14 protein-coding genes are annotated in these 22556 nt (G+C 71.4%); 6 read left to right on the top strand and 8 right to left on the bottom strand.

Annotated features, from left to right (window positions below; genetic code table 11):
- Positions 1-34 precede the first annotated feature (34 nt).
- The 5 genes from ACWFRJ_RS15465 to ACWFRJ_RS15485 are packed head-to-tail and all read right to left on the bottom strand — an operon-like array spanning position 35 to position 8246.
- The gene (locus tag ACWFRJ_RS15465; protein WP_453529758.1) at positions 35-640 is read right to left on the bottom strand and encodes a GTP-binding protein; all 606 of its coding nucleotides are present in this window, start codon (positions 638-640) and stop codon (positions 35-37) included.
- Positions 621-4394, bottom strand: a complete 3774-nt coding sequence (locus ACWFRJ_RS15470; RefSeq protein ID WP_453529761.1) for a hydantoinase B/oxoprolinase family protein — start codon at positions 4392-4394, stop codon at positions 621-623. Before ACWFRJ_RS15470 ends, ACWFRJ_RS15465 begins: the two co-directional genes overlap by 20 nt.
- Positions 4395-4419: 25 nt before the next feature.
- Positions 4420-4824, bottom strand: a complete 405-nt coding sequence (locus ACWFRJ_RS15475) for a DUF742 domain-containing protein (RefSeq protein WP_453529764.1) — start codon at positions 4822-4824, stop codon at positions 4420-4422.
- A 9-nt stretch (positions 4825-4833) separates the two neighbouring features.
- Positions 4834-5274 carry a roadblock/LC7 domain-containing protein gene (locus ACWFRJ_RS15480; RefSeq protein ID WP_453529767.1) on the bottom strand — a complete coding sequence of 147 codons (441 nt, stop codon included), beginning with the start codon at positions 5272-5274 and terminating at the stop codon, positions 4834-4836.
- A complete protein-coding gene (locus tag ACWFRJ_RS15485) occupies positions 5271-8246 on the bottom strand; it encodes a nitrate- and nitrite sensing domain-containing protein (RefSeq protein WP_453529770.1) in 2976 nt (991 codons plus the stop codon). Before ACWFRJ_RS15485 ends, ACWFRJ_RS15480 begins: the two co-directional genes overlap by 4 nt.
- 442 nt (positions 8247-8688) lie before the next feature.
- Here ACWFRJ_RS15485 and ACWFRJ_RS15490 point away from each other — a divergent pair, with 442 nt between their 5' ends.
- Positions 8689-9156: a hypothetical protein gene (locus ACWFRJ_RS15490; RefSeq protein WP_453529773.1), complete on the top strand. Its 468-nt coding sequence runs from the start codon at positions 8689-8691 to the stop codon at positions 9154-9156.
- Positions 9157-9190: 34 nt separating this feature from the next.
- Here ACWFRJ_RS15490 and ACWFRJ_RS15495 read toward each other — a convergent pair whose 3' ends face one another.
- Complete coding sequence (locus ACWFRJ_RS15495) at positions 9191-10348, bottom strand: NAD(P)/FAD-dependent oxidoreductase (protein WP_453529776.1); 1158 nt, start codon at positions 10346-10348, stop codon at positions 9191-9193.
- Positions 10345-10665: a bifunctional 3-phenylpropionate/cinnamic acid dioxygenase ferredoxin subunit gene (locus ACWFRJ_RS15500; RefSeq protein WP_453529779.1), complete on the bottom strand. Its 321-nt coding sequence runs from the start codon at positions 10663-10665 to the stop codon at positions 10345-10347. The genes ACWFRJ_RS15495 and ACWFRJ_RS15500 overlap by 4 nt, the downstream gene beginning before the upstream one ends.
- Before the next feature lie 190 nt (positions 10666-10855).
- On the opposite strand from ACWFRJ_RS15500, the gene ACWFRJ_RS15505 reads away from it, so the two are divergent.
- From ACWFRJ_RS15505 to ACWFRJ_RS15525, 5 genes are all read left to right on the top strand, one after another.
- The gene (locus ACWFRJ_RS15505) at positions 10856-11698 is read left to right on the top strand and encodes an IclR family transcriptional regulator (RefSeq protein ID WP_453529782.1); all 843 of its coding nucleotides are present in this window, start codon (positions 10856-10858) and stop codon (positions 11696-11698) included.
- A gap of 226 nt (positions 11699-11924) precedes the next feature.
- Positions 11925-13010 carry an S-(hydroxymethyl)mycothiol dehydrogenase gene (locus tag ACWFRJ_RS15510; protein WP_453529785.1) on the top strand — a complete coding sequence of 362 codons (1086 nt, stop codon included), beginning with the start codon at positions 11925-11927 and terminating at the stop codon, positions 13008-13010.
- A 14-nt stretch (positions 13011-13024) separates the two neighbouring features.
- The gene (locus tag ACWFRJ_RS15515) at positions 13025-15460 is read left to right on the top strand and encodes a GcvT family protein (protein WP_453531123.1); all 2436 of its coding nucleotides are present in this window, start codon (positions 13025-13027) and stop codon (positions 15458-15460) included.
- Positions 15461-15503: 43 nt separating this feature from the next.
- Complete coding sequence (gene solA, locus ACWFRJ_RS15520; protein ID WP_453529788.1) at positions 15504-16658, top strand: N-methyl-L-tryptophan oxidase; 1155 nt, start codon at positions 15504-15506, stop codon at positions 16656-16658.
- 49 nt (positions 16659-16707) lie between these two features.
- The gene (locus ACWFRJ_RS15525; protein WP_453529791.1) at positions 16708-17835 is read left to right on the top strand and encodes an aromatic ring-hydroxylating oxygenase subunit alpha; all 1128 of its coding nucleotides are present in this window, start codon (positions 16708-16710) and stop codon (positions 17833-17835) included.
- Here the strand turns inward: ACWFRJ_RS15525 and ACWFRJ_RS15530 are convergent.
- Positions 17832-22532, bottom strand: coding sequence for a hypothetical protein (locus ACWFRJ_RS15530; protein ID WP_453529794.1), 4701 nt, complete (start codon positions 22530-22532; stop codon positions 17832-17834). The two genes, ACWFRJ_RS15525 and ACWFRJ_RS15530, sit on opposite strands and share 4 nt — an antisense overlap.
- Positions 22533-22556: the final 24 nt, after the last annotated feature.

The raw sequence follows: 22556 nt of genomic DNA on the forward strand, positions 1-22556 counted from the left end.
CTCTCAGGGACATGTGGCTCTCAGGGAGACACGGTCACGTGGTCGCGGGCTCCCTGGCCGCCGCGGCGGCCGCCATCGCGTGCTGGACCACTCCGATGAGCACTTCCTTGACGGACTGCCGCTCGCGCGCATCGCACATCACCACGGGGACGCCGGGGTCGAGGTCGAGCGCCTGGCGCACGGCGTCGGCGGGGTAGCGGGACGCGCCCTCGAAGCAGTTGACGCCGACGACGAAGGGTATGGAGCGGCGCTCGAAGTAGTCGACGGCCGCGAAGCAGTCCTCGAGGCGGCGGGTGTCGGCGAGGACCACGGCGCCGAGCGCTCCGGTGGCCAGCTCGTCCCAGAGGAACCAGAAGCGGTCCTGGCCCGGGGTGCCGAAGACGTAGAGGACCAGGTCCTCGCGGAGCGTGATCCGGCCGAAGTCCATGGCGACGGTGGTGGTGTGCTTGCCCGAGACGCCGCTGATGTCGTCGATCGGGCGGCCCGCCTCGCTGAGCAGCTCCTCGGTGCGCAGCGGTTTGATCTCGCTGACCGCGCCGACGAGGGTCGTCTTGCCCACGCCGAAGCCGCCCGCCACCAGGATCTTCAGCGTGACCGGCTCGACTGGGGCCCTGCCGCGCTCAGAACGCTTGAAGATCATCGCTCGCTACTCCTGGATCAGTTGCTTCGGGGGGTGCGTTTGTTTCGGGGGTTACGCGTGTTTCTGGCGTTGCGCTTGCTTCTGGCATTGCGCTTGCTTCTGGCGTTACGCGCGCTTCACTGCTGTCGCTCCGGGCGAGACCGTACCCGCCGCCGCCCGGAGTTTCGATCACGAGTACGTCACCGCGGCCCGCTTCCGCGAAGTCGCTGCCTGCCAGCGTCCGGACCTTGCCGTCGGCGCACTCCACACGGCCGGTGCCGAGCGCTCCGGGGCCGCCGCCCGCCATGCCGTACGGCGCCACCTCGCGGTGCTGCGAGAGCGTGGACACCGTCATCGGCTCGCGGAAGCGGATGCGGCGCACGGCGCCGTCGCCGCCGCGCCACGCCCCGGTGCCACCACTGCCCCGGCGCACCGCGAACTCCTCGAGCAGCACGGGCAGGCGCCATTCGAGCACTTCGGGGTCGGTGAGCCGGGAGTTGGTCATGTGGGTCTGGACGACGGACGCCCCGTCGAAGCCGTCGCCCGCTCCGGATCCCGAGGCCACCGTCTCGTAGTACTGGTGGCGGTCGTTTCCGAAGGTGACGTTGTTCATCGTCCCCGAGCCCTCGGCCTGGACACCCAGGGCGCCGTAGAGCGCGCCGGTGATGGCCTGTGAGGTCTCGACGTTCCCGGCGACGACGGCCGCCGGTGGTTCGGGCGCGAGCAGGGAGCCCGGCGGTACGACGATGCGCAGCGGGCGCAGACAGCCGTCGTTGAGCGGGATGTCCTCGGCGACCAGGGTGCGGAAGACGTACAGGACCGCTGCGTTGACCACCGCGAAGGGCGCGTTGAAGTTCGTGGCGAGCTGAGGGGACGTACCGGTGAAGTCGATGGTGGCCGAGCGTGCTTCGCGGTCCACCGAGACGCGGACCCGGATGACGGCCCCCGAGTCGGTCGGATAGGCGAACTCGCCCTCTTCCAGGGCGTCGATGACACGGCGTACCGCTTCTTCGGCGTTGTCCTGTACGTGCCGCATGTACGCCTGGACGACGTCGAGCCCGAAGTTCTCGATCATGCGGGCGACTTCGTCGACGCCCTTCTGGTTGGCGGCGATCTGGGCGCGCAGGTCGGCGAGGTTGGTGGCCGGGTTGCGGGAGGGGTAGGGGGCGTCGGTGAGGAGGTTGTGGGTCTCCGTCTCGCGGAAACGGCCGCCTTCTACAAGAAGCCAGTTGTCGAAGAGGATGCCCTCCTCCTCGATGGTGCGGCTGTTCGCCGGCATGGAGCCGGGGGCGATGCCGCCGATCTCCGCGTGGTGCCCGCGCGACGCCACGTAGAAGAGGATCCGCTCCCCTGAAGTGTCCTGATCCTCCGAGGTGTCCTGCTCCCCCGCGGTGTCGAAGACCGGCGTGATCACGGTGACGTCCGGGAGGTGGGTTCCGCCGTGGTACGGGTCGTTGACCGCGTAGGTGTCCCCGGGGCGCATGCCGCTGCCGCGGCGCTGGATCACCTCCTTCACGCTGGTGCCCATGGAACCCAGGTGCACGGGGATGTGCGGGGCGTTGGCGACGAGATTGCCGTCCGGGTCGAAGAGGGCGCAGGAGAAGTCGAGCCGCTCCTTGATGTTGACCGACTGGGCCGTGGACTCCAGGCGGGCGCCCATCTGTTCGGCGATCGACATGAAGAGGTTGTTGAAGACTTCCAGGAGGACGGGGTCTGCCTCGGTGCCGGCTTCGGAACCCCCGGGTACCGCCACGCGTTCCATGACCAGGTGGCCCTCGGGTGTCATGGCCGCCTGCCAGCCGTCGTCCACGACCGTCGTGGCGCTGGCCTCGGTGATGATCGCGGGTCCGTCGACGCTCTCCCCGGGCGGCAGCTCCTCGCGGCGGTGCAGGGGCACGTCGCGCCACGTGCCGCCCGTGTGCAGGCTCACGGTCTCCGGAGCGCCTCGGTGTGTGTCACCGGCGAGCACGGAGAGGTCGGGCTGCTCGGTCAGGCCGGTGGCCTCCACGGAGAGGGCCTCGACGACGACGGGGCGGTCCAGGGTGAAGGAGTAGGTGGTGCGGTGACGTTCCTCGAAGGCGCGGATCATGCGGTCCGGCTCCGTGAGCTCCACGGTGAGCGTGGTGTCGGTGCCGTCGTAGCGCAGCTGGGCACGGCGTGTGACGCGGACGCGGTCCTCGGGCACGTCCTCGGCGACGAGTTCGGCGCGAGCCGCTTCCTCCAGGTCGTCGGCGGTCTTCAGGACGCGGGGCATCTCGGACGGTGCGAGGCGGGCCTCCACGGACTGCTCGCGCATCGCGGTGGTGTCGGCGAGGCCGATGCCGAGCGCGGAGAGCACTCCCGCCATCGGGGGTACGAGGACGGTGCGGATACCGAGCGAGTCGGCGACCATGCAGGCGTGCTGGCCGCCCGCGCCGCCGAACGTGGTGAGGGCGTAGCGGGTGACGTCGTGCCCCTTCTGGACCGAGATGCGCTTGACGGCGGACGCGATGTTGGCGACCGCGATCCGCAGATAGCCCTCGGCGACCTGCTCCGGAGTGCGGTCGTCGCCGGTGTGTTCCCTGATGTCGCGGGCCAGCGCGGTGAAGCGTTCGCGTACGAGGGGCTCGTCGAGGGGCTGGTCGCCGTGCTGCCCGAACACATGCGGGAAATGGGCGGGTTGGATGCGTCCGAGGGCGACGTTGGCGTCGGTGACCGTGAGCGGGCCGCCGCCCCGGTAGCTCGCCGGGCCCGGCGTCGCGCCCGCCGAGTCGGGGCCCACGCGGTAGCGGCTGCCGTCGAAGTGCAGTACGGAGCCGCCGCCCGCCGCGACGGTGTGGATGTCCAGCATCGGCGCGCGCAGCCGTACGCCCGCGATCTGCGTGGTGAAGACACGTTCGTACTCGCCCGCGTAGTGCGACACGTCGGTGGACGTGCCGCCCATGTCGAAGCCGATGACGCGGTCGAAGCCCGCGCGGTGCGACATGCGGGCCATGCCGACGATGCCGCCCGCGGGCCCGGAGAGGATCGCGTCCTTGCCGCGGAACTGGCCCGCTTCGGTGAGGCCGCCGTTCGACTGCATGAACATCAGGCGCACGCCGCGAAGTTCATCGGCGACGTGCTGGACGTAGCGGTGCAGGACGGGCGACAGGTAGGCGTCGACGACCGCGGTGTCGCCGCGCGGGACCAGCTTCATCAGCGGGCTGACCTCACTGGAGAGCGAGACCTGCGGGAAACCGGTGCGGACGGCCAGTTCGGCGATCGCCCGCTCGTGGGCGGGGTACAGATGGCTGTGCATACAGACCACCGCAACGGCCCGGATGCCGTCCTCGTAGGCCTGGCGCAGCGGCCCCGCCAGCCGCTCCAGGTCGGGCGCCCGTAAGACCTCGCCCTCGGCGGTGACACGCTCGTCGGCCTCGATCACCCGGTCGTACAGGAGCTCCGGCAGGACGATCTCGCGGGCGAAGATGCGGGGGCGGTTCTGGTAGGCGATGCGCAGGGCGTCGCCGAAGCCCCGGGTGATCACCAGGGCGGTGGGCTCGCCCTTGCGCTCCAGAAGGGCGTTGGTGGCGACGGTCGTCCCCATGCGGACGACGTCGATGGGCACCTCCGCCGTGTCGTCGGGGACGCCAGGGGCGCCGCGCAGGAGTTCACGGATGCCCTCGACCGCCGCGTCGGCATAGCGGGACGGGTTGTCGGACAGGAGCTTGTGCGTGAGCAGTTGCCCGTCGGGACGCCGTGCGACGACATCCGTGAAGGTGCCGCCCCTGTCGACCCAGAACTGCCAGCCAGTCACGTCTCACTCCCCGCTTCCGCGCTGTTCAGAGCGCCCGGAGGCCGTTGATCACGTCGCGCAGAATACTCTCGTCCGGGAGTTCCGCGGGGGGTACGGGACGTGTCACGTGCACCAGTTCTTCGTCGACGAGATCGCCGATGAGGACGCGGATGACGCCGATGGGAAGGTCCAGTTCGGCCGCCAGTTCGGCGACCGACTGGGGGCTGTCACGGCAGAGCCCGACGATGTCCACGTGCTCCGGGGACAGTGTCCGATCCGCTTCCGGGTCGCCGGCCCGGGCCTCCGCGATGACGACCGCGATCAGATCGAGGCGGTGCTGCGCCGGACTGGTGGTCCGGCCACGCGTCATCGCGTACGGCCGCACCACGGGTCCGGCGTCGTCGTCGAACCAGCGATGCGTCCCCTGTGTCCCCTGACCGTCTTCGCTCATACCCTCCCGCTACCCTCCCGTGGTCAGGTCGGTGCGCGGCGCCGTACCCAGATGCACACCCACCCTCTTGACCAGCAGCGTCATTTCGTAGGCGACCAGGCCCACGTCGGAGTCCGCGTCCGAGAGGACAGCGAGAGCGCTGCCGTCCCCCGCGGCCGTGACGAACAGGAATGCGTCGTCGAGCTCGACCACGGTCTGGCGGACCCGGCCGGCCTCGAAGTGGCGTCCGACGCCCTTGGCGAGGCTGTGGAAGCCGGAGGCGACAGCGGCGAGATGCTCGCTGTCCTCCCTGGTCAGGTCCTTGGACAGGCCGGTGGGCAGGCCGTCGCCGGAGAGCACGAGCGCCTTGCGGATGCTGGCGACCCGCTCCACCAGTTCGTCCAGGAGCCAGTTGAGCTCTCCCGATCCCCCCGGTGTGGCGGTACGTGCATCGGCCTTCGGTGAGGTCATCGACCGTCCCCCTCAGATGTCGTTCCTGGTGCTGTGCCGTCGGAGGCGTCTTCGCCCGCGGCGTTCTCTTCACGACCACGCTGCCAGCCACGCTGGAGCGAGGCCATGCGGCTGCGTACCTCGTCGGCGTCGCGTTCTTCCGGCCTGGTCGTGGCCGATTCGCGCTCCGTACGCTGTTCCGGCCCGTCCTTCAATTGTGGGGCGAGGTTGGCCTGGCGCACACGCCGGGGCAGCCCGCCGGGGGCGGTGGTGGGCTCCTCACGCGGAATTTCCGTACGGGCAGGCTCCGTACGACTCGGAGGCTCCGTACGGGCAGGCTCCGTTCGCGCGCTGTCCGTGAGCCGGCTGCGCCGCGGGAGGTCCGGCGGGGCGTCGGCCGCGGTGACGTCGCGGTGCGGCGGGGAGAGGTCGGGCCAGGCCGACTGTGCCTCGGGGCGGCGCGGCAGGTCGATGGGCTCCGCCGCGGTGCGGTGGGAGCGGTCGCGGTCCACGGCGCCGCCCTGAGGGCGCCCCGCAGGGGCCTGCGGGCGCTCGGGGCGCTCCGGGGCCGTGTCGTCGTCCTCAGCGGCGCCCCGGGGCCTGCTGTGCGTCACGGGGCGGCCGTGCGAGGAGACCAGCTTCGGGGTCCTGCGGCGGGGCAGCTGAACCGGTTCTCCGGCGTCCGCGTCCTCACCGGGGCCGCCGAAGACGTTGCCGCTGCCGTTTCCGCTGCGCGAGGGCAGGTCGTCGGGCCGTGTCGGCTCGCGCTCACCCGTCTCCCGCTCTTCACGGGCCTGTTGGTGCTGCTCGTCCCCCGCAACCCCGGTCATGCGGCGGCGCGGGCGGAAGAGCCCGCCGCGCTCGCTGTCCACATCGCCGAGGTCACCGAGATCGCCGAGATCGCCCGGGAAGGCGTCGAGGCCCGCCGTGCCGACCGGTGCCTCCAGCTCGACGGGACCGTCGAGGAGGGACGCGGGGAGCCCCGGCAGCTGCACGGGCACCTGGCCGAGCGCGGCCTGCTTGTCGCCCGATGCGTCGCGGCCCACGGCCTGCTTGGGCTGCGGCCGGTCGAGACGGAACCCGACGCCGTTCGTGTCCGGCGCGTCGTCCGTGAGCAGCGTCTCCGGGATGAACACGACGGCGGTGGTCCCGCCGTACGGAGAGGGCTGCAAGGAGACGCGTACGCGCTGCCGCTGGGCGAGGCGGCTCACCACGAAGAGGCCGAGTCGGTCGGTGTCGGAGAGTTCGAACTCCGGTGTCTCCGCGAGGCGGAGGTTGGAGTCCAGGAGCGCGTCGGCCGCCATGCCGAGACCCCGGTCGTGGATCTCCAGGGTGAAGCCGTTGGCGACCTGCTCGCCGAGGACCTGCACCGCGGTGTGCGGCGGCGAGAACACCGTGGCGTTCTCCAGGAGCTCGGCCATCAGGTGGGTGAGGTCGGCTACGGCGGGCCCGGTGACGGCGATGCGCGGCAGACGGCGCACCTCGATGCGCTCGTAGTCCTCGACCTCGGCGACGGCCGCGCGGACGACGTCCATGAGCTGGACGGGCTTGCGCCACTGCCGGGACGGGGCCGCGCCGGAGAGGATCACGAGGCCTTCCGCGTGCCGCCTCATGCGCGTGGTGAGGTGGTCGAGGCGGAAGAGGTCGGCGAGTTCGTCGGTGTCCTCGGTCCTGCGCTCCATCGTGTCGAGCAGGGTGAGCTGCTTGTGCAGGAGCACCTGGCTGCGGCGGGCGAGGTTGACGAAGACCTCGGAGACACCGCGGCGCAGGTCGGCCTGTTTGACGGCGGCCTCGACCGCCGCGCGCTGCAGGGTGTTGAGCGCCTGGCCGACCTGGCCGATCTCGTCCTTCTCGTACGTCAGACGGGGCGCTTCGGTCTCCACGTCGACGTGCTCGCCCGCCGCCAGGCGGCGCAGCACGCCGGGCAGTCGGACGCCGGACGCCTCATGGGCCTCCAGGCGCATGCGGCGCAGGTCACGGATGAGGCTGCTGCCGATGCGTACGGACATGAAGACCGAGAACAGCAGGGCCAGCAGGCCGAACACGCCCGCCACGACGACGCGCACGATCACGCCGACGGCCACCGGTTCGACGCGGTCCTGATAGCGGTCTCCCGCCGCCTTGTCGCGCTCGGCGAGATCCTTGAGCGCCTTGCCCGACGCGGCGTCCCAGCGCGCCGACGTGACGGCGCGCGGGGCGCCGGGCGAGGATTCGACGACGGCCTTCTCGGCGGCCCTAAGCTCCGTCGTCTCGGCGCCGTTCCAGTAGCGCTCGTACCGGGCGCGCTCGTCCTCCGGCAGCTGCGCGAGGTTGACCTCGTACAGCAGCGTGCGCTGGGCCCTGAGATCGGAGATCTCCCGGATCTCGGTCTTGGTGAGCCTGCGCGCGACCAGTGCGGAGCCGAGCAAGGCGTCCTCGCGGGAGAGCAGTTCACGCGCGCGGTTCACGCCGACGAGCGCCCGGCCCTGCTGGTCCAGCTTCACGTCGTCGACACCGTGCAGGGTCGTCAGGAAGCCGTAGCAGGGGTCGATCAGCTTCGTATACATCTCCAGCGCGCCTGCGCGGCTGATCGTGCCTTCCTCGACCGTGCGGCGCAGCGACTCGATGCCCTCGAAGGAGTCGAGGAGCGAGGCGAGCCGGTCCGCCGACTCTCCGCTGATCTCGTCCCGTACGTCCGGGTGCTCCGCGTTCTCCACGACCTTGGCGACCATGTCGTCGGTGGCCGTGCGGCTGCGGCGCAGTGCGGCGAGCGCGTCGGAGGCGCGGGGGTCGGCGAGATAGACGAGGGTCTGGCGGCGTTCCTGCTGGACGACCCTGGCGGTGTCCTCGATCGGATAGCCGATCTTGTCGACGACGTTGGAGACGTCGATGAGGTCCTTGGCCGACTGACCGGTGAGATAAGTGGCGAATCCCCACATCGCGGTCAGGGAGATGAGCGGCACCAGCAGCAATGCCACGATCTTCCGGCGGATGGACTTCCCGCGAAAGCGCATGGCCTCCCCCAGATCGGCCCCCTGTGGCCGCGCTTTGGCCAGGGGCACACATGTGCGTCAACAAACGGCGTGAGCCTACTACTGACACAGGAGCAACTCGAAGGCGCATCCGGATGGATTTCAGCCGTGACGCAAAACCGACGTCCTCAGTTGTCCCTTCAATTCGGGAGATTGCATCCCCCGTGTGGCACATGCCACTTGGCACAGTCCGGCTTGTCGATCTTTCCAGTTGGCCTGATCTCTTCGCTTTTTCGAACGGCGCGGGAATCTTCCGGGCCTCTCGATCGTCTTTCAGTACGGGAGTTGGGGGACTGCGGACACCAGAGGACCGCATGCCGTCACCAGGTGGCGTAAAGCTGCGTATACCGGGCAGCCACTGGAGGGTCGGGTCCGCCGACATCTCATCGAACGGCCCGAGGGGCATCGGGGGAGTGACGATTTGATGGCCACGGCAGAACATCAGAGGACGACCGCGAAAGAGCACGAGGCGTTCGGGCGTCGGCCCGAGGCCGACGAGGACCGCAGGGAGTTGTGGGTGGAGGAGCCGGCGCGCAGGAGGCGCCTGCCCGATCCGGTGCGTACGGCCGCGGTGCGAGCCGTGATCATCGTGGCGCTGACCTTGATCCAGGCGATGACGGCGTTCCTGAGCGCGCTGGCCGGATCCTGGCTGTCCTTCCCGATGGTGCTCAGCAGTGTGGCGAGCACCGTGGTGGCCACCTGGGGCGTCCTCGACGTGTGGGTGACCCGCCAGGTCTGGAACCAACGGAACGGCGTGGTGTCGGTGCCGAGCAGCACGGCGCGTCAGCTGCGGCGCGAGCGGCGCCGGGCCCGTCGGCAGGCCCGGACGGCTGCGCGGAGCGAGGAGCGCATACGGCGGCGGGGCGGGTCGGGGCAACTGTCGCACCCCTAGGCGCACCCGCACGAGATACGAGCACTCCCGCCCTTCAGGCCGCCACGGGCACCGACGCAAGCAGTCCGCGCCGCATCCGCATGAAGGGGCGCGGCCGGTCCATCGCGAGGACCGCCGTGGTGTGCCCGTCGCGCTCGTACGCGGCGAGGAAGCTCCCCTCCTCCGGTGAGCCCTCGATGAGGCGCACGGTGTCGTCGGCGCGCCGCCGCCCCGCGAACTGGATGCGGGAGCCGTACTGGTCGGACCAGAAGTACGGCAGCGGCCGCACCGCCTCGGCGGTGTGACCGGCCAGCAAATTGCGCACGGCGACGCGGGGTTGTTCCGTGGCGCTCGTCCAGTGCTCGGCGCGCGCGCCGCCCACGCGGGCGACATCGCCCACGGCGACCACGTGCGGAGTTGCGGTGACGCAGCCGTCATCGCAGAGCACTCCGTCGGCCAGGGCGAGGGTCGAGCCCGCGAGCCAGGCGGTGTTGGGGGTGGCCCCGATGCCGACGACGACCACATCGGCGGGGAGCAGACGGCCGTCGGCCAGCTCCACCCCGCGCACGGCCGTGTCGCCGCGCAGCGCGGCGACACCGGTGCCCGTCACGAGCTCCGCTCCCCCGCGCGCGTGCAGTCCGGCGCACACCGCTGCCATGTCCGCGCCCAGTTGCGGGAGCAGCGGCAGCGGGGCGGCCTCGACGACCGTCACGTCGTGCCCGAGCGCCGCGCACGAGGACGCGGTCTCGGCGCCGATGAATCCACCGCCGATCACCACGACCCGCCGCGGTCCTCCGGTCAGTTCCCCGCGCAGGGCGCGGGCGTCGTCCAGGGTGCGCAGGGTGTGCACCCCTGACAGAGAGGGGCCCGGCAGTCGGCGCGCGGACGCTCCGGTCGCGATGACCACGCCGTCGCTCGCGATGGTCCTGCCGTCGTCGAGGAGCACGGTGCGGCCACGCGGGTCCAGGCCCCTGGCGCGCACCCCGAGCAGCCACTCGGCGGCGAGCTCGTCGCTCTCCTCGTCGTCGGAGAGGGCGAGTTGGGCCTCATCGGCTTTGCCGATGAGGAAGTCCTTGGACAGCGGCGGCCTGTCGTACGGTGGGTGCGGCTCGTCCCCGATGATCACGAGCCGCCCGTCGTAACCCTGGGCGCGCAGCTCGCGCGCCGCGTAGAGCCCGGCGAGCGAGGCGCCCACCACGGTGATGGTCCTCATGCGGCGGAACCCTCCTCGGCCACCAGGTGGACGTGGATCGTGCCGTCGTCGACGCTCACCCTGTGGGTGCGCACGGCGCGGCGGGCGGGCAGACAGGTCGGCAGCCCGGTACGGAGATCGAATGAGGCGGCATGGAGCGGGCATTCGACCAGACAGCCCTCGAGCCAGCCCTCGGAGAGAGAGGCGTCCTGGTGGCTGCAGGTGTCGTCGATGGCGTAGATCTCACCGTCGGCGTTGAACACCGCGATCGGCGGTGTGGTGTCGACACGGACGGATTCGCCCGCGGGGAGGTCTTCAAGGCGGCAGACGGGAAACATGGGCCCCCCTCTTGATCTCTCTCGGCCCGGTCCTGACACCTTCTCGGCCCAGGACCCTTCGGTAACATGATGTTTCGTATGGCGCACGAGGGAGCGCTATACGCAACAGAATCCGGTCGGGACGCCCATCGCGTCAAGGGCTTCCCGCAGATGCGGCTTCAACAGGCCGCGAGGTGGTGAGAGTTAAGACATGACCGGCACGCGGAAACAGCCTGATCAGATCGAGGAGCCGCGCGAGAACGAGCCTGAGGAGTCCCGCGAGAAGCAGCCGAAAGCGGCCCCGGGATCCGTCCAGTCCGTGGACCGCGCGGTCACCGTCCTGGAGATACTCGCCCGGCACGGCGAGGCCGGAGTCACCGAGATCGCCGACGAGTTGGGGGTGCACAAGTCGACGGCCTTCCGGCTGCTCGGCGTGCTGGAGAACCGGGGCCTCGTGGGCCAGGCCAAGGACCGCGGGAAGTACTTCCTGGGGGCCGGCGTCCTCCGCCTGGCGGGAGCCGCGGCAGTGCGTCTCGACATCTCCCAGGAGGGCGGCCCGGTCTGCCGCGACCTCGCCGACGAGTTGGGCGAGACGGTCAACATCGCGATCCTGGACGACGACGCCGCGGTCAACATCATGCAGGCCCGCGGCCCCGCGTCCGTGACCGCGCAGAACTGGCTCGGCAGGCGCACCCCGCTGCACGCCACCTCCAGTGGCAAGATCCTCCTGGCCCACCTGCCGACGACGCTGCGCGAAGGCCTGATAGCGCGGACGCTGCCACGCCTGACCGAGCACACGGTGACCGGGACGGTGGCGCTGCGCGGCGAACTCGAGGCCGTCGTCGACCAGGGTTACGCCATCGCCGTGGAGGAGCTCGAAGTGGGCCTGGCCGCGGTCGCCGCACCGGTGCGCGCGCACGACGGCAAGGTGATCGGGGCGCTCAGCGCCTCAGGGCCCGTGTACCGCCTGACCGAGGACCGCCGCACCGAGCTCGCCAAGCGCACGGTCGCCGCGGCGGTGGAGCTGTCGCGGCGGATGGGCTACGGCTTCTGACGGCCCCTCACTGGACACGGAGCACGAGGGCGGAACCGGGGATTCCTGGTTCCGCCCTCGTCGCGTTTCCGCATCCGCCCCCGCCGTGTGTCGACCGCGTTTCGCTGTGCCCAGCGGATTTGCCAAGGGTTAACTCCCACCCCTTGACGGCCTCTTGATGGCGTTCCCACTATGTCTCTCATAGCGCAACCCGTCGTGCAGTGCGCAACAGCAGAGGAGTCTGGCCGTGCCACACGAGGTCCGTGCCGCCGTCGCCATGAAAAGGGGCGCACCCGTCGAGGTGCAGACAATCGTCGTGCCAGATCCCGGACCGGGAGAGGTACTTGTCTCCGTGCAGGCCTGCGGGGTCTGCCACACGGATCTGCACTACCGGGAAGGCGCGATCAGCGACAACTTCCCGTTCCTGCTCGGTCATGAGGCCGCAGGCACCGTCGAGACGGTCGGCGCCGATGTCGCCGATCTGTCCCCCGGCGACTATGTGGTGCTCGCCTGGCGCGCCCCCTGCGGAGCCTGCCGTTCCTGCCTGCGAGGCCGCCCCTGGTACTGCTTCGACTCGCGCAACGCCGCCCAGCCCATGACCCTTCTCGACGGCACTCCCTTGAGCCCCGCTCTCGGCATCGGTGCCTTCGCCGAGAAGACCCTGGTCGCCGCCGGGCAGGCGGTGAAGGTCGACCCGGCGGCACGCCCCGAGGCCGCCGGGCTCATCGGCTGCGGGGTGATGGCCGGATACGGGGCCGCCGTGAACACCGGCCGGGTGGGCCGCGGCGACACCGTGGCCGTCATCGGCTGCGGCGGGGTGGGCAACGCCGCGATCGCCGGGGCCGCTCTTGCGGGCGCACGCCGTGTCATCGCCGTCGACATCGACGAGTCCAAGCTCGACGGGGCAACCCGGTTCGGCGCCACGCACACCGTCAACTCCCTTGGCACTGACCCCGTCGAGGCGGTCCGCGAACTCACCGGCGGTTTCGGGGTCGACGTCGCGATCGACGCGGTCGGCACCCCGTCGACGTACAAGCAGGCCTTCTACATGCGCGATCACGCGGGTGTGCTCGTCCAGGTCGGGGTGCCCGACCCGGAGATGAAGGTCGACCTGCCCCTGATCGACCTGTTCTCGCGCGGCGGCGCCCTCAAGTCCTCCTGGTACGGCGACTGTCTGCCGACCCGGGACTTCCCGATCCTCATCGACCAGTACCTCAGCAGGCGGCTCGACCTCGGCGGATTCGTCTCCGAGACCATCGCTCTCGACCAGATCGAGGAGGCGTTCGGCAGGATGCAACGAGGCGAGGTCCTGCGTTCGGTGGTGGTCCTGTGAGCGACCGTTCCTCGATGCCCCGCGTGATCGTCATCGGCGCCGGCATTGTCGGCTGCTCCCTCGCCGACGAACTGACCGCCCGCGGCTGGACCGACGTCACGGTCCTCGAACAGGGTCCGCTCCCGGCCCCCGGCGGCTCCACCTCGCACGCTCCCGGCCTCGTCTTCCAGACCGGTCCGTCCAGGACACTGACCGCCTTCGCGACATACACCGTCGAGAAGTTCGGGGCACTGGAAGTGGACGGCCTGTCCTGCTTCAACCCGGTCGGCGGACTCGAACTCGCCACCACGCCCGAGCGCTGGTCCGACCTGCACCGCAAGGCCGGATACGCCGCTTCCTGGGGCATCCGCGCGGAGATCGTAGGGCCCGCACGGTGCAAGGAGATGTGGCCGCTCATCGACGAGAGCAAGGTCCTCGGCGGCCTGCACACTCCCGACGACGGACTCGCCCGCGCCGTGCTCGCCTGCCGTGCGCAGATCGAGCGGGCACGCGCGCGTGGCGCACGTTTCCTCGACCGGCACACCGTGACCGGCATAGAGCAGGAGGACGGCCGCATTACAGGCGTCGTCACCGACCGGGGTACGTTCCCCGCCGACCACGTCGTGTCGGCGGCGGGCTTCTGGGGTCCGGTGATCAGCCGCATGGCCGGTGTCGACATACCCCTCCTACCCCTCGCCCATCAGTACGCGAAGACCGCACCGCTCCCCGAACTCGCGGGCGTCAACGACCCGCGCGCCGAGGCGTCGAAGCCGATCCTCCGCTTCCAGGACCGCGATCTGTACTTCCGTGAGCACACCGACCGCATCGGCATCGGTTCGTACGCCCACCGTCCGCTGCCCGTGGACGCGTTCACGGTCCCGGCGTACGACGACGCGGCCGAGATGCCGTCCTCGTACCCCTTCACCGAGGAGGATTTCGCGCCGAGTTGGGAGGACTGCGGCTGGCTCCTTCCGCCGCTGCGCGACACCGAGGTCGCGGAAGGCTTCAACGGCGTCTTCTCCTTCACCCCCGACGGGATGCCGGTCATCGGCGAGTCCCGTGCGCTGCGCGGATTCTGGCTGGCCGAGGCGGTGTGGGTGACGCACTCCGCGGGCGTGGCCAAGGCGGTCGCCGAGTGGATGGTCGACGGGCGGCCCTCCATCGACGTACACGACTGCGACCTCACCCGCTTCGATGCCGCCCAGCGCTCGCCCGCGTACGTCGCCGACCGCGGAGCTCAGCAGTTCGTCGAGGTCTACGACGTCCTGCACCCGCTGCAGCCCATGGAGCAGCCAAGGCCGCTGCGGGTGAGCCCTTTCTACGCCCGGCAGCAGGAACTGGGCGCCGTCTTCCTGGAGGGCGGCGGCTGGGAGCGACCGCACTGGTACGAGGCGAACGCCCCGCTCCTTGCGGACGGCGAGGTCCCCGAACGCGACGCCTGGTCGGCCCGGTACTGGTCGCCGATCGCGGCGGCCGAGGCACGGGTCACACGCGAGAAGGTCGCCCTCTACGACATGACTCCCCTGCGCCGCCTCGAGGTGTCAGGACCCGGCGCGCTCGCGTTCCTGCAGCGCATGACCTCCAACAACCTGGCCAAGAAGCCCGGTGCGGTGACGTACACCCTCCTCCTGGACGAGTCGGGCGGCATCCGCTCGGACCTGACGGTGGCGCGGCTCGCCCCGCACCGCTTCCAGGTCGGCGCCAACAGCCCGGCCGATCTGGACTGGCTCCTGCGCCACGCCCCCGACGACGTGCACCTACGGGACATCACGTCGGGGACCTGCTGCATCGGCGTCTGGGGTCCGCTCGCCCGCGACCTCGTGCAGCCGCTCACCCGCGACGACTTCTCGCACGAGGCGTTCGGCTACTTCAGGGCCAAGGAGACGTACATCGGTCATGTCCCGGTGACGGCGATGCGCCTTTCGTACGTCGGTGAGCTGGGCTGGGAGCTCTACACGAGCGCCGACACCGGGCTCCGGCTCTGGGACACGCTCTGGGAGGCGGGGCAGCGGCACGGAGTGATCGCGGCCGGGCGGTCCGCGTTCAACAGCCTGCGCCTGGAGAAGGGGTACCGCGCGTGGGGCCACGACATGACCACCGAACACAACCCCTACGAGGCGGGGGTCGGCTTCGCGGTCCGTATGGACCGGGGCGACTTCGTGGGCCGCGCCGCGCTCGAACAGCTCGGCCCCCTCGACGGCCGGAGCACGCGCAAGCTCACCGCTCTCCTCCTCGACGATCCGGCCGCCGTCGTCCTCGGCAAGGAGCCCGTGTACGTCGACGGGATCCCGGCCGGATACGTCACCAGCGCCTCCTACGGATACACGCTGGGCCGCTGTGTCGCCTACGCGTGGCTTCCGCCGCTGGAGACGGGCGCGAGCGTGCACATCGAGTACTTCGGCGAGAAGGTCCCCGCGACGGTCGCCGAAGAGCCGCTGTTCGACCCGAAGATGACCCGCATCCGTCGCTAGAGGCCCAGCAACAGTGATCGGCAGCAGTTATGGAGGAAGCTCTGTGTCCCCCACCTATGACGTGATCGTGATCGGCCTCGGCGGCATGGGCAGCGCCGCGGCCCACCACCTGTCCGCGCGCGGCGCCCGTGTCCTCGGCCTGGAGAAGTTCGGGCCCGTCCACAACCGCGGCTCCAGTCACGGGGGTTCGCGCATCACCCGGCAGTCCTACTTCGAGGACCCGGCGTACGTCCCTCTCCTGCTGCGCTCGTACGAGCTGTACGCACGCCTGGAACGCGACACCGGCCGCGAGATCGCCACCCTGTGCGGCGGCGTGATGGTCGGCCGCCCCGAGAGCCGCGCCGTCTCCGGTTCGCTGCTCTCCGCACAGCAGTGGGACCTCCCCCACGAGATGCTCGACGCCCCCGAGATACGCCGCCGCTTCCCGACGCTTCGCCCCACGGACGACGAGGTCGCGCTGTACGAGGCGCGGGCCGGGCTCGTCCGCCCCGAGAACACCGTCGCCGCACATCTGCAGCTCGCCACGCGGCAGGGCGCCGATCTGCACTTCGAGGAGCCGATGACGCGCTGGGAGCCGTGCGGGGACGGCGTCCGCGTGCACACCGCGGAGGACACGTACACGGCTGGGCAGTTGGTGATCTGCCCGGGTGCCTGGGCGCCGCGGCTCCTGACCGACATCGGGGTGCCGTTCAGCATCGAACGGCAGGTCATGTACTGGTTCCAGCCGACCGGCGGCGTGCGGCCCTTCCTGCCGCAGAACCACCCGATCTACATCTGGGAGGACGCGGACGACGTGCAGGTCTACGGGTTCCCTGCCATCGACGGGCCGGATCTCGGCGCGAAGGTTGCCTTCTTCCGCAAGGGCACGCCCTGTACGCCCGAGAACATCGAGCGCACCGTCCACGAGCACGAGGTCGCGGCGATGGCCGAGCACATGGCGGGCCGCATCCCCTCCCTGCCCGGACAGTTCCTCAAGGCCGCGACCTGCATGTACTCCAACACGCCCGACGAGCACTTCGTCATCACCCGCCACCCGGCCCACCCGGAGTCGGTCACCGTCGCGGCCGGGTTCTCCGGGCACGGCTTCAAGTTCGTGCCGGTCGTCGGCGAGATCGTCGCCGATCTGGCGCTTGACGGCACCACCGAGTACCCCATCGAGCTCTTCGACCCCAGCCGTCTCGCCGCCGCGCCCGCTTGACCCGCTTGACCCGCTTGACCCGCTTGAGGAGTACGGAGGAGACGCCACCGTGACGACGACCCCCGAGGCCCCGTCCGCCGCCAGCCTGATGACCACGCTGCCGGGCCACTTCTACACCGACCCGGAGATCTTCCGGCAGGAACAGGAACGCGTCTTCGAATCGCTCTGGTTCTGCGCGGTGCGCGCCGCCGACCTCGACAAACCCGGCGCCTTCCGCACCGTCCAGATCGGCCGCGAGAGCGTACTCGTCACCCGTTCCCGGTCGGGGGAGCTCCGCGCCTTCCTCAACATCTGCCGTCATCGCGGCGCCCGCCTGTGCACGCAAGAGTCGGGCGAGGTGCGCCGTGCGCTCCAATGCCCGTACCACGCATGGACGTACGACCTCGACGGCAAGCTGATCGCCGCGCCGAACCTGGTGAAGATGCCGGACGTCGACCGGACCGCGTACGGCCTGGTCAAGGTCGCACTGCGGGAGTGGCTCGGCTACGCCTGGGTGTGTCTGGCCGACGAACCGCCCTCTTTCGAGGAGACCGTCATCGGCGCGGCCGTCGAGCGTCTTGGCGACGCGGCGTCCATCGAGCGCTACAGAACCGAAGGGCTCGCCCTGGGCAAGCGCGTCACCTACGACGTACGCGCCAACTGGAAGCTGATCGTCGAGAACTTCATGGAGTGCTATCACTGCGCGACCATCCACCCCGAACTGACCGATGTGCTGCCGGAGTTCGCCGACGGGTTCGCCGCCCAGTACTACGTCGGGCACGGTGCCTCGTTCGGCGACGAGGTCAGCGGCTTCACCGTCGACGGCAGCGCGGGCTTCGAGCGCCTCCCCGAGGTCGCCGAGGACCAGGACCGCCGCTACTACGCGATCACGATCAAACCGACCGTCTTCATCAACCTCGTCCCCGACCATGTGATCCTGCACCGGATGTTCCCGCTGGCCGAGGACCGCACGGTCGTCGAGTGCGACTGGCTCTACGCACCCGAGATCGTCGCGTCCGGCGTCGACCTCGCCAAGTCCGTGGAGCTCTTCCACCGGGTCAACGAGCAGGACTTCGAGGCCTGCGAGCGCACCCAGCCCGCGATGGCGTCACGCGCCTATCGCGCGGGCGGGGTGCTCGTGCCGACCGAGCATCACATCGGCCTGTTCCATGAGTGGCTGGCCGGTTTGCTCGCCTAGGGGGTGGGGGCGGGGCGCTTGTACATACGGGTCGCCGTGATCTCCCCGTGCACCGTCTGCTCGGCCGGGTCCTGTTGGGGCAGGCCGGGCCGCAGGTGCTCCTCGACGCTGATGTACTTCAGGCCTGCCCGCAGGTCCGCGTCGTTGCGCAAGCGGATGACCAGCGGGAACTCCGCGAGCGCGGTCGTGTCGAACAGGCCGGTGGTGTACAGCAACTGCACGCCGAGCGCGTCCGACACGGCCCGCTGGAGCTCCAGGAGATACGTGGCGTTGGCGCGGCCGATGGGGTTGTCGAGGAAGAGCGTGCCGGCGTGGCGGTCCTTGTCGCGGCCCCGGTCGTTGCTGCGCAGGGCGGCCATCGTGCAGTACAGGGCGATGGCCGCGGTGAGCAGCTGGCCGCCGGAGAAGACGTCGCCCATCTGGCCGACCGGCACCCGCTCGGCACGCAGGACGGCGTCCGGCTTGAGGATCTCGACGGCGATGCCGCGCGGTTCGAGGGCGGCCTGAACTCCCCGCAGCAGCAGGGACATTCCGTCGCGCCGCATGTCGGAGTTCTTCTTGACGGCGGCCCGCGTGGCTTCGTCGATGACCTCGCCGAGGCGCTCGGTCAGCGTCGCCTGGTCGGGTTCGTCGAAGCGGACGCGCAGGAACTCCTGGCCCGACCACTCCCCCAGGCCCTCGGGCAGCTGCGAGAGGCGCTGGGCCGACCGGAGCGTGGCGAGCGAGGACTCCACGAGTCCGCGCAGGCGGTCCACGATGCTGTCGCGGTTGCGCTCCAGCTGCTCCAGCTCGTCGGTGAGCACGCGCAGGCGGGGCGCGAAGGCGTCGGCCCACTTCTTGGCGTGCTCCGGAAGCGCGGACGCGGGCAGTTCGCGGATCTGCTGGCGGGCGGGGGTGCGTACCTGTTCGTAGCGCGTGGAGTTCGCGTGCCGTACGAGGATGTCGCTGGCCTCGCGGACGGCGGCCTCGGCGGCGGAGAGGTCGGCGGCGCAGCCGCGCAGGGAGCGCCGGGCCTCGGACGCGGACTGCCGGGCTTCTTCGAGGGAGCCGGGGTAGGGCTCGGGGGCCTCTCCTCCTTCTTCCTCTTGCTGCTGTTCGCGCAGCAAGTCACGCAGGAGGGCCGCCGTCTCGTCGAAACCTCCGGTGGCGTCCTCGGCGGCGCGGTGGGTGTGGACCAGGGAGGCGTGGGCGTCCTTGGCCTGGCTCAATGCCTCGGTGTGGGCGGCCAGTTCGCCGGTCGCGGTGCGCAGGAGGGTCTGCGCCTGCTCGGCGTCGGCGGGGACGAGCTCTTCGGGGAGCTCGGTGTGCGCGTCGCCGTCCTGCGGGGCGAGCCGCTCCGCCTCGCCGCGGAGCCGGCCCAGTTGCTCGCTGGCGGTGGACGCGCGGGTCTCGATGAGCTGGACCTGGGCCTCCGCGCGGGCGGACGCGGCCTGCCGGGAGGGGCCGTCGGAGCCGTCCGTGCCCTCCAGGAGCGTGGCGGCGCGGGTGCGGACCTTGTTGCTGAGCCGGTCGAGGTCGGCGAGTGCGCCGCTCTCGTCGCTCTCGGCGCGGGCCTGCTCGGCACGCAGGTCGGCGCCGACGCCGACCTTTTCGTAGAGCTGGGACGCGGCGCGGTAGGCCTCGCGGAGGGCGGGCAGCGAGGTCTTGGGGGCGCCGGGCTCCTCGGGCACGTCCTCGGGTGCGCCCGCGATCTCGGCGCGCTCGGCGCGCAGGGCACGTGCGGTGCGGCGGGCGTCGTCTGCGGCGCGCTGGGCGGCGCGGCGGTCCTCGTCGGCGGCGCGGGCGCGGTCCAGGCAGGTCTGGGCGCGGGCCTCGGACTCGACGGCGTCATCGGCGAGTTCGCGCAGCTTGGTCTGCCAGCCCGCGCGCTCGCGCAGGCGGAAGGCGAGTCCCGCGAGGGCGTCGGCGACGCGACGGGCGCGCTGGGCGCCCTCCTGCCGCTCGTCACGCGCGCGTGCCGCTTCGGTCGCCGTCTCGTCGGCCTCGGCGCGGACCGTGCGTGCCTCGGTGAGTTCGGCCTCGGCCTCTTCGGCGAAGGCGCGCGCGTTCCGTGCGGCGGCGGCCAGCTCCTCGATGCGTCCGGCCGGGCAGCCGCTGCGCCAGGAGGCGAGCCGCGCGGCGAGCTCGCGGTCCTTGGTGAGGCGGACGGCGAGCGCCCTGATCTCCTCGTCGCGCCGCGCCGCCCGCGCGCGCAGTGCCTGGCGCTCCTCGTCGGCGGCGTGCTCGTCGTGCATGGCGGGGTTCGGCGGGACGAGGAAGACGCTCTCGTCGCCGCTGTTGCCCGCGTCCTCGCCCGGCGTCGGCGCGAGGAGGGCGGCCGCGGTGCCGACGGCGACCGCGGAGCGGGGCAGCAGGGCGGCGCCCGCGAGGGCTTCGCGGGCGCGGGCGTGCGTGGCCGGGTCGGTGATGACGACGCCGTCGACCAGCTCGGGCCGGGCGGCGAGCACGCGCGCGTGGTCGGTGGGGTCGACGGCCTGCGCGAGGTAGCGCCAGCCGGGCAGGGCGGGGATGCCGTGCTCGCCGAGGAACTCGACAGTGGCCAGGACGTCGGGGCCCGGGGGAAGGAGACCGCCGTCACCGAGGGCGCCCAGGATCCGGGAGTCGTCGGCGGCGGCGGTCCGCAGGTCGAAGAGCTGCCGCTCGGCGGATGCGACCCCGTCGTCGAGGAGCGTACGGAGGTCGTCGGCGCCGCGGTCAAGCTCCTGGAGGGAGAGGGGGCCTTCGGTCAGGGAGCGGGTCGCGGTGACGGCCCGTGCGACCGCGGAGGTGGCGCTGCCGTCGGCGGCCTCGCTGTTGTCGCCCTTCCCTGCCGTGCCCTGGCGAGGCTGCGGCACCCCGCCCAGGGAGCTCGCCCCGGGAAGACCGAGCAGCTCGGCGAGGCGCTCGTCCCCGGCGATCGACTCGGCGGCCCGGCGTTCCGCGTCGTACGCGTGCTCGGCTGCGTCCGCCGCGTCCGAAGCGCGGGCCGCGGTGAGTTCGGCGCGCGCCTCGGCGGCGGCTGCTTCCTTGGCGTGCTCGGCGTCCCGCAGGGAGGTCTCTCGTGCGGTGTCCCAGGCGGCGGCCGCGGTCTTCTCGGCGTCGCTGGCGGCCAGCGCCGCGCGCGCCGGGTCGGCGTCCGGTGCGGTGTCGTCGAGCCAGCCCGAGCGGACCGCCTCCGCGGTCTCCTGCTCGACCTCGGTGAGGCGCTGGCGCAGGTGTCCGGCCTCGCTGCGGGCGCGCTGTGCCTCCGTCGCGGCGACCGTGGCGTCGCGGTGGGCGGCCTCGCCGGTCTCCTGGAGGGCGGCCGAGCGCTCCTCCTCCTCGTTCGCGAGCGACTCGGCGCCTTCGGCGGCGGTGTGCAGGACCCGGACGAGATCGGCGGCGGCCTTGGAGCGCGCGGCGAGTGCGGGCGCCGCGTCCCGCTCGGCCTCCAGGATCGCGGAGGCCACGCGCGCGGAACGGTCGGCGGCGGCGCGGTGCCGCAGGACGGCTTCGGCCGCCTGCCAGGAGGAGTGCAGCTGGCGCGCGTCGGCGAGCTCGCGGCGCTGCGCGGCGGCGGCCTTCTCGGCGACGGTGAGCGCCAGGGAAGCGTGCCTGAAGGCGAGTTCGGCGGAGATCAGCGCCGACCTGCCGCGTGCCTCCTCCGCCGTGGTGACGGTCTGCGCGGCGGCGGTGACCCGCTCGGCGAGCTCGCTCGTGCGGCCCCGCTCGGTGACGCCCCGCGCGGAGAGCCGGCGGGCGAGTGTCCGGGTGCGTCGCTCGGCGCCCGCGTGCACGTCACGTGCACGCGCACGCGTGTGGGCGGCGTCGACGATCCGGCCGAGCAGGTCGACGGAGCCCGCGGTGAAGTCACGCTCGGCGATGAGTTCGGAGCGGCGGCCCAGCTTGTTGCCGAAGCCGTGGACGAGGTCGGCGAGGCCGTCCGTGTCGCGCGTGTCCGTGACGGCGCGCAGCAGCAGATCGGTGAAGTCGGAGTCCTTCTTGACCGCGAAAAGGCCCGCAGCCTCCCCCTCGTCGGCGTTCATCTCCCGCTGGTAGCGGAAGAGTTCGGGGTCGAGGCCGAGGTCGCCGAGGTGTTCGTTCCAGCGGTCGTGGCCCTCCTCCCAGTGCACTTCGATGTCGGGATACGCCTTGCCCGCCTCGGTCAGCGCGTCCCGGAAGCCCTTCATGGTGCGCCGCCGCCCCTGCGCGCCCGACGCTCCTTCCACGGAGGGCCGTACGGCGGTGGACTCGGCGACCGGCAGCGAGTCCAGGCTCATGCCGGGCGCGGGCCTGAAGGAGTACCAGGCCTCGGCGAACTTCCGCGGGTCGTTGGAGACCTGCCGCCCACGCCACTCGGCGACCTTGCCGACCACGACGCACTCACCGGTCAGCGTGTGCTGCCACTCCAGGGCGACGTGCCCGCAGTCGTCGGCGAGCAGGAACTTGCGAAGCACTCCGGAGCTCGCGCCGCCAAGGGTGTTGCGGTGGCCCGGCAGCATCACCGAGAAGATCAGCTTGAGCAGGACGGACTTGCCGCCGCCGTTCTCCAGGAAGAGCACGCCCGCGGGCGCCGGGCGGCGCGGCGGCCCGGTCGGCTCCTCCTCGAAGAACTCCGCCTGAGTGGGCGCGGGGTCGGGCACCTCCGCGCCGACGCCGCGCAGGTCAAGCACGGTGTCGGCGTAGCGCGCACCGGCGGGGCCGATGGAGTAGAGGCGGACCCGGGACAGCTCGTACATGGCGGCGGACTCTCGTCGTAAGTC

Source organism: Streptomyces sp. NPDC055239 (assembly GCF_053606205.1).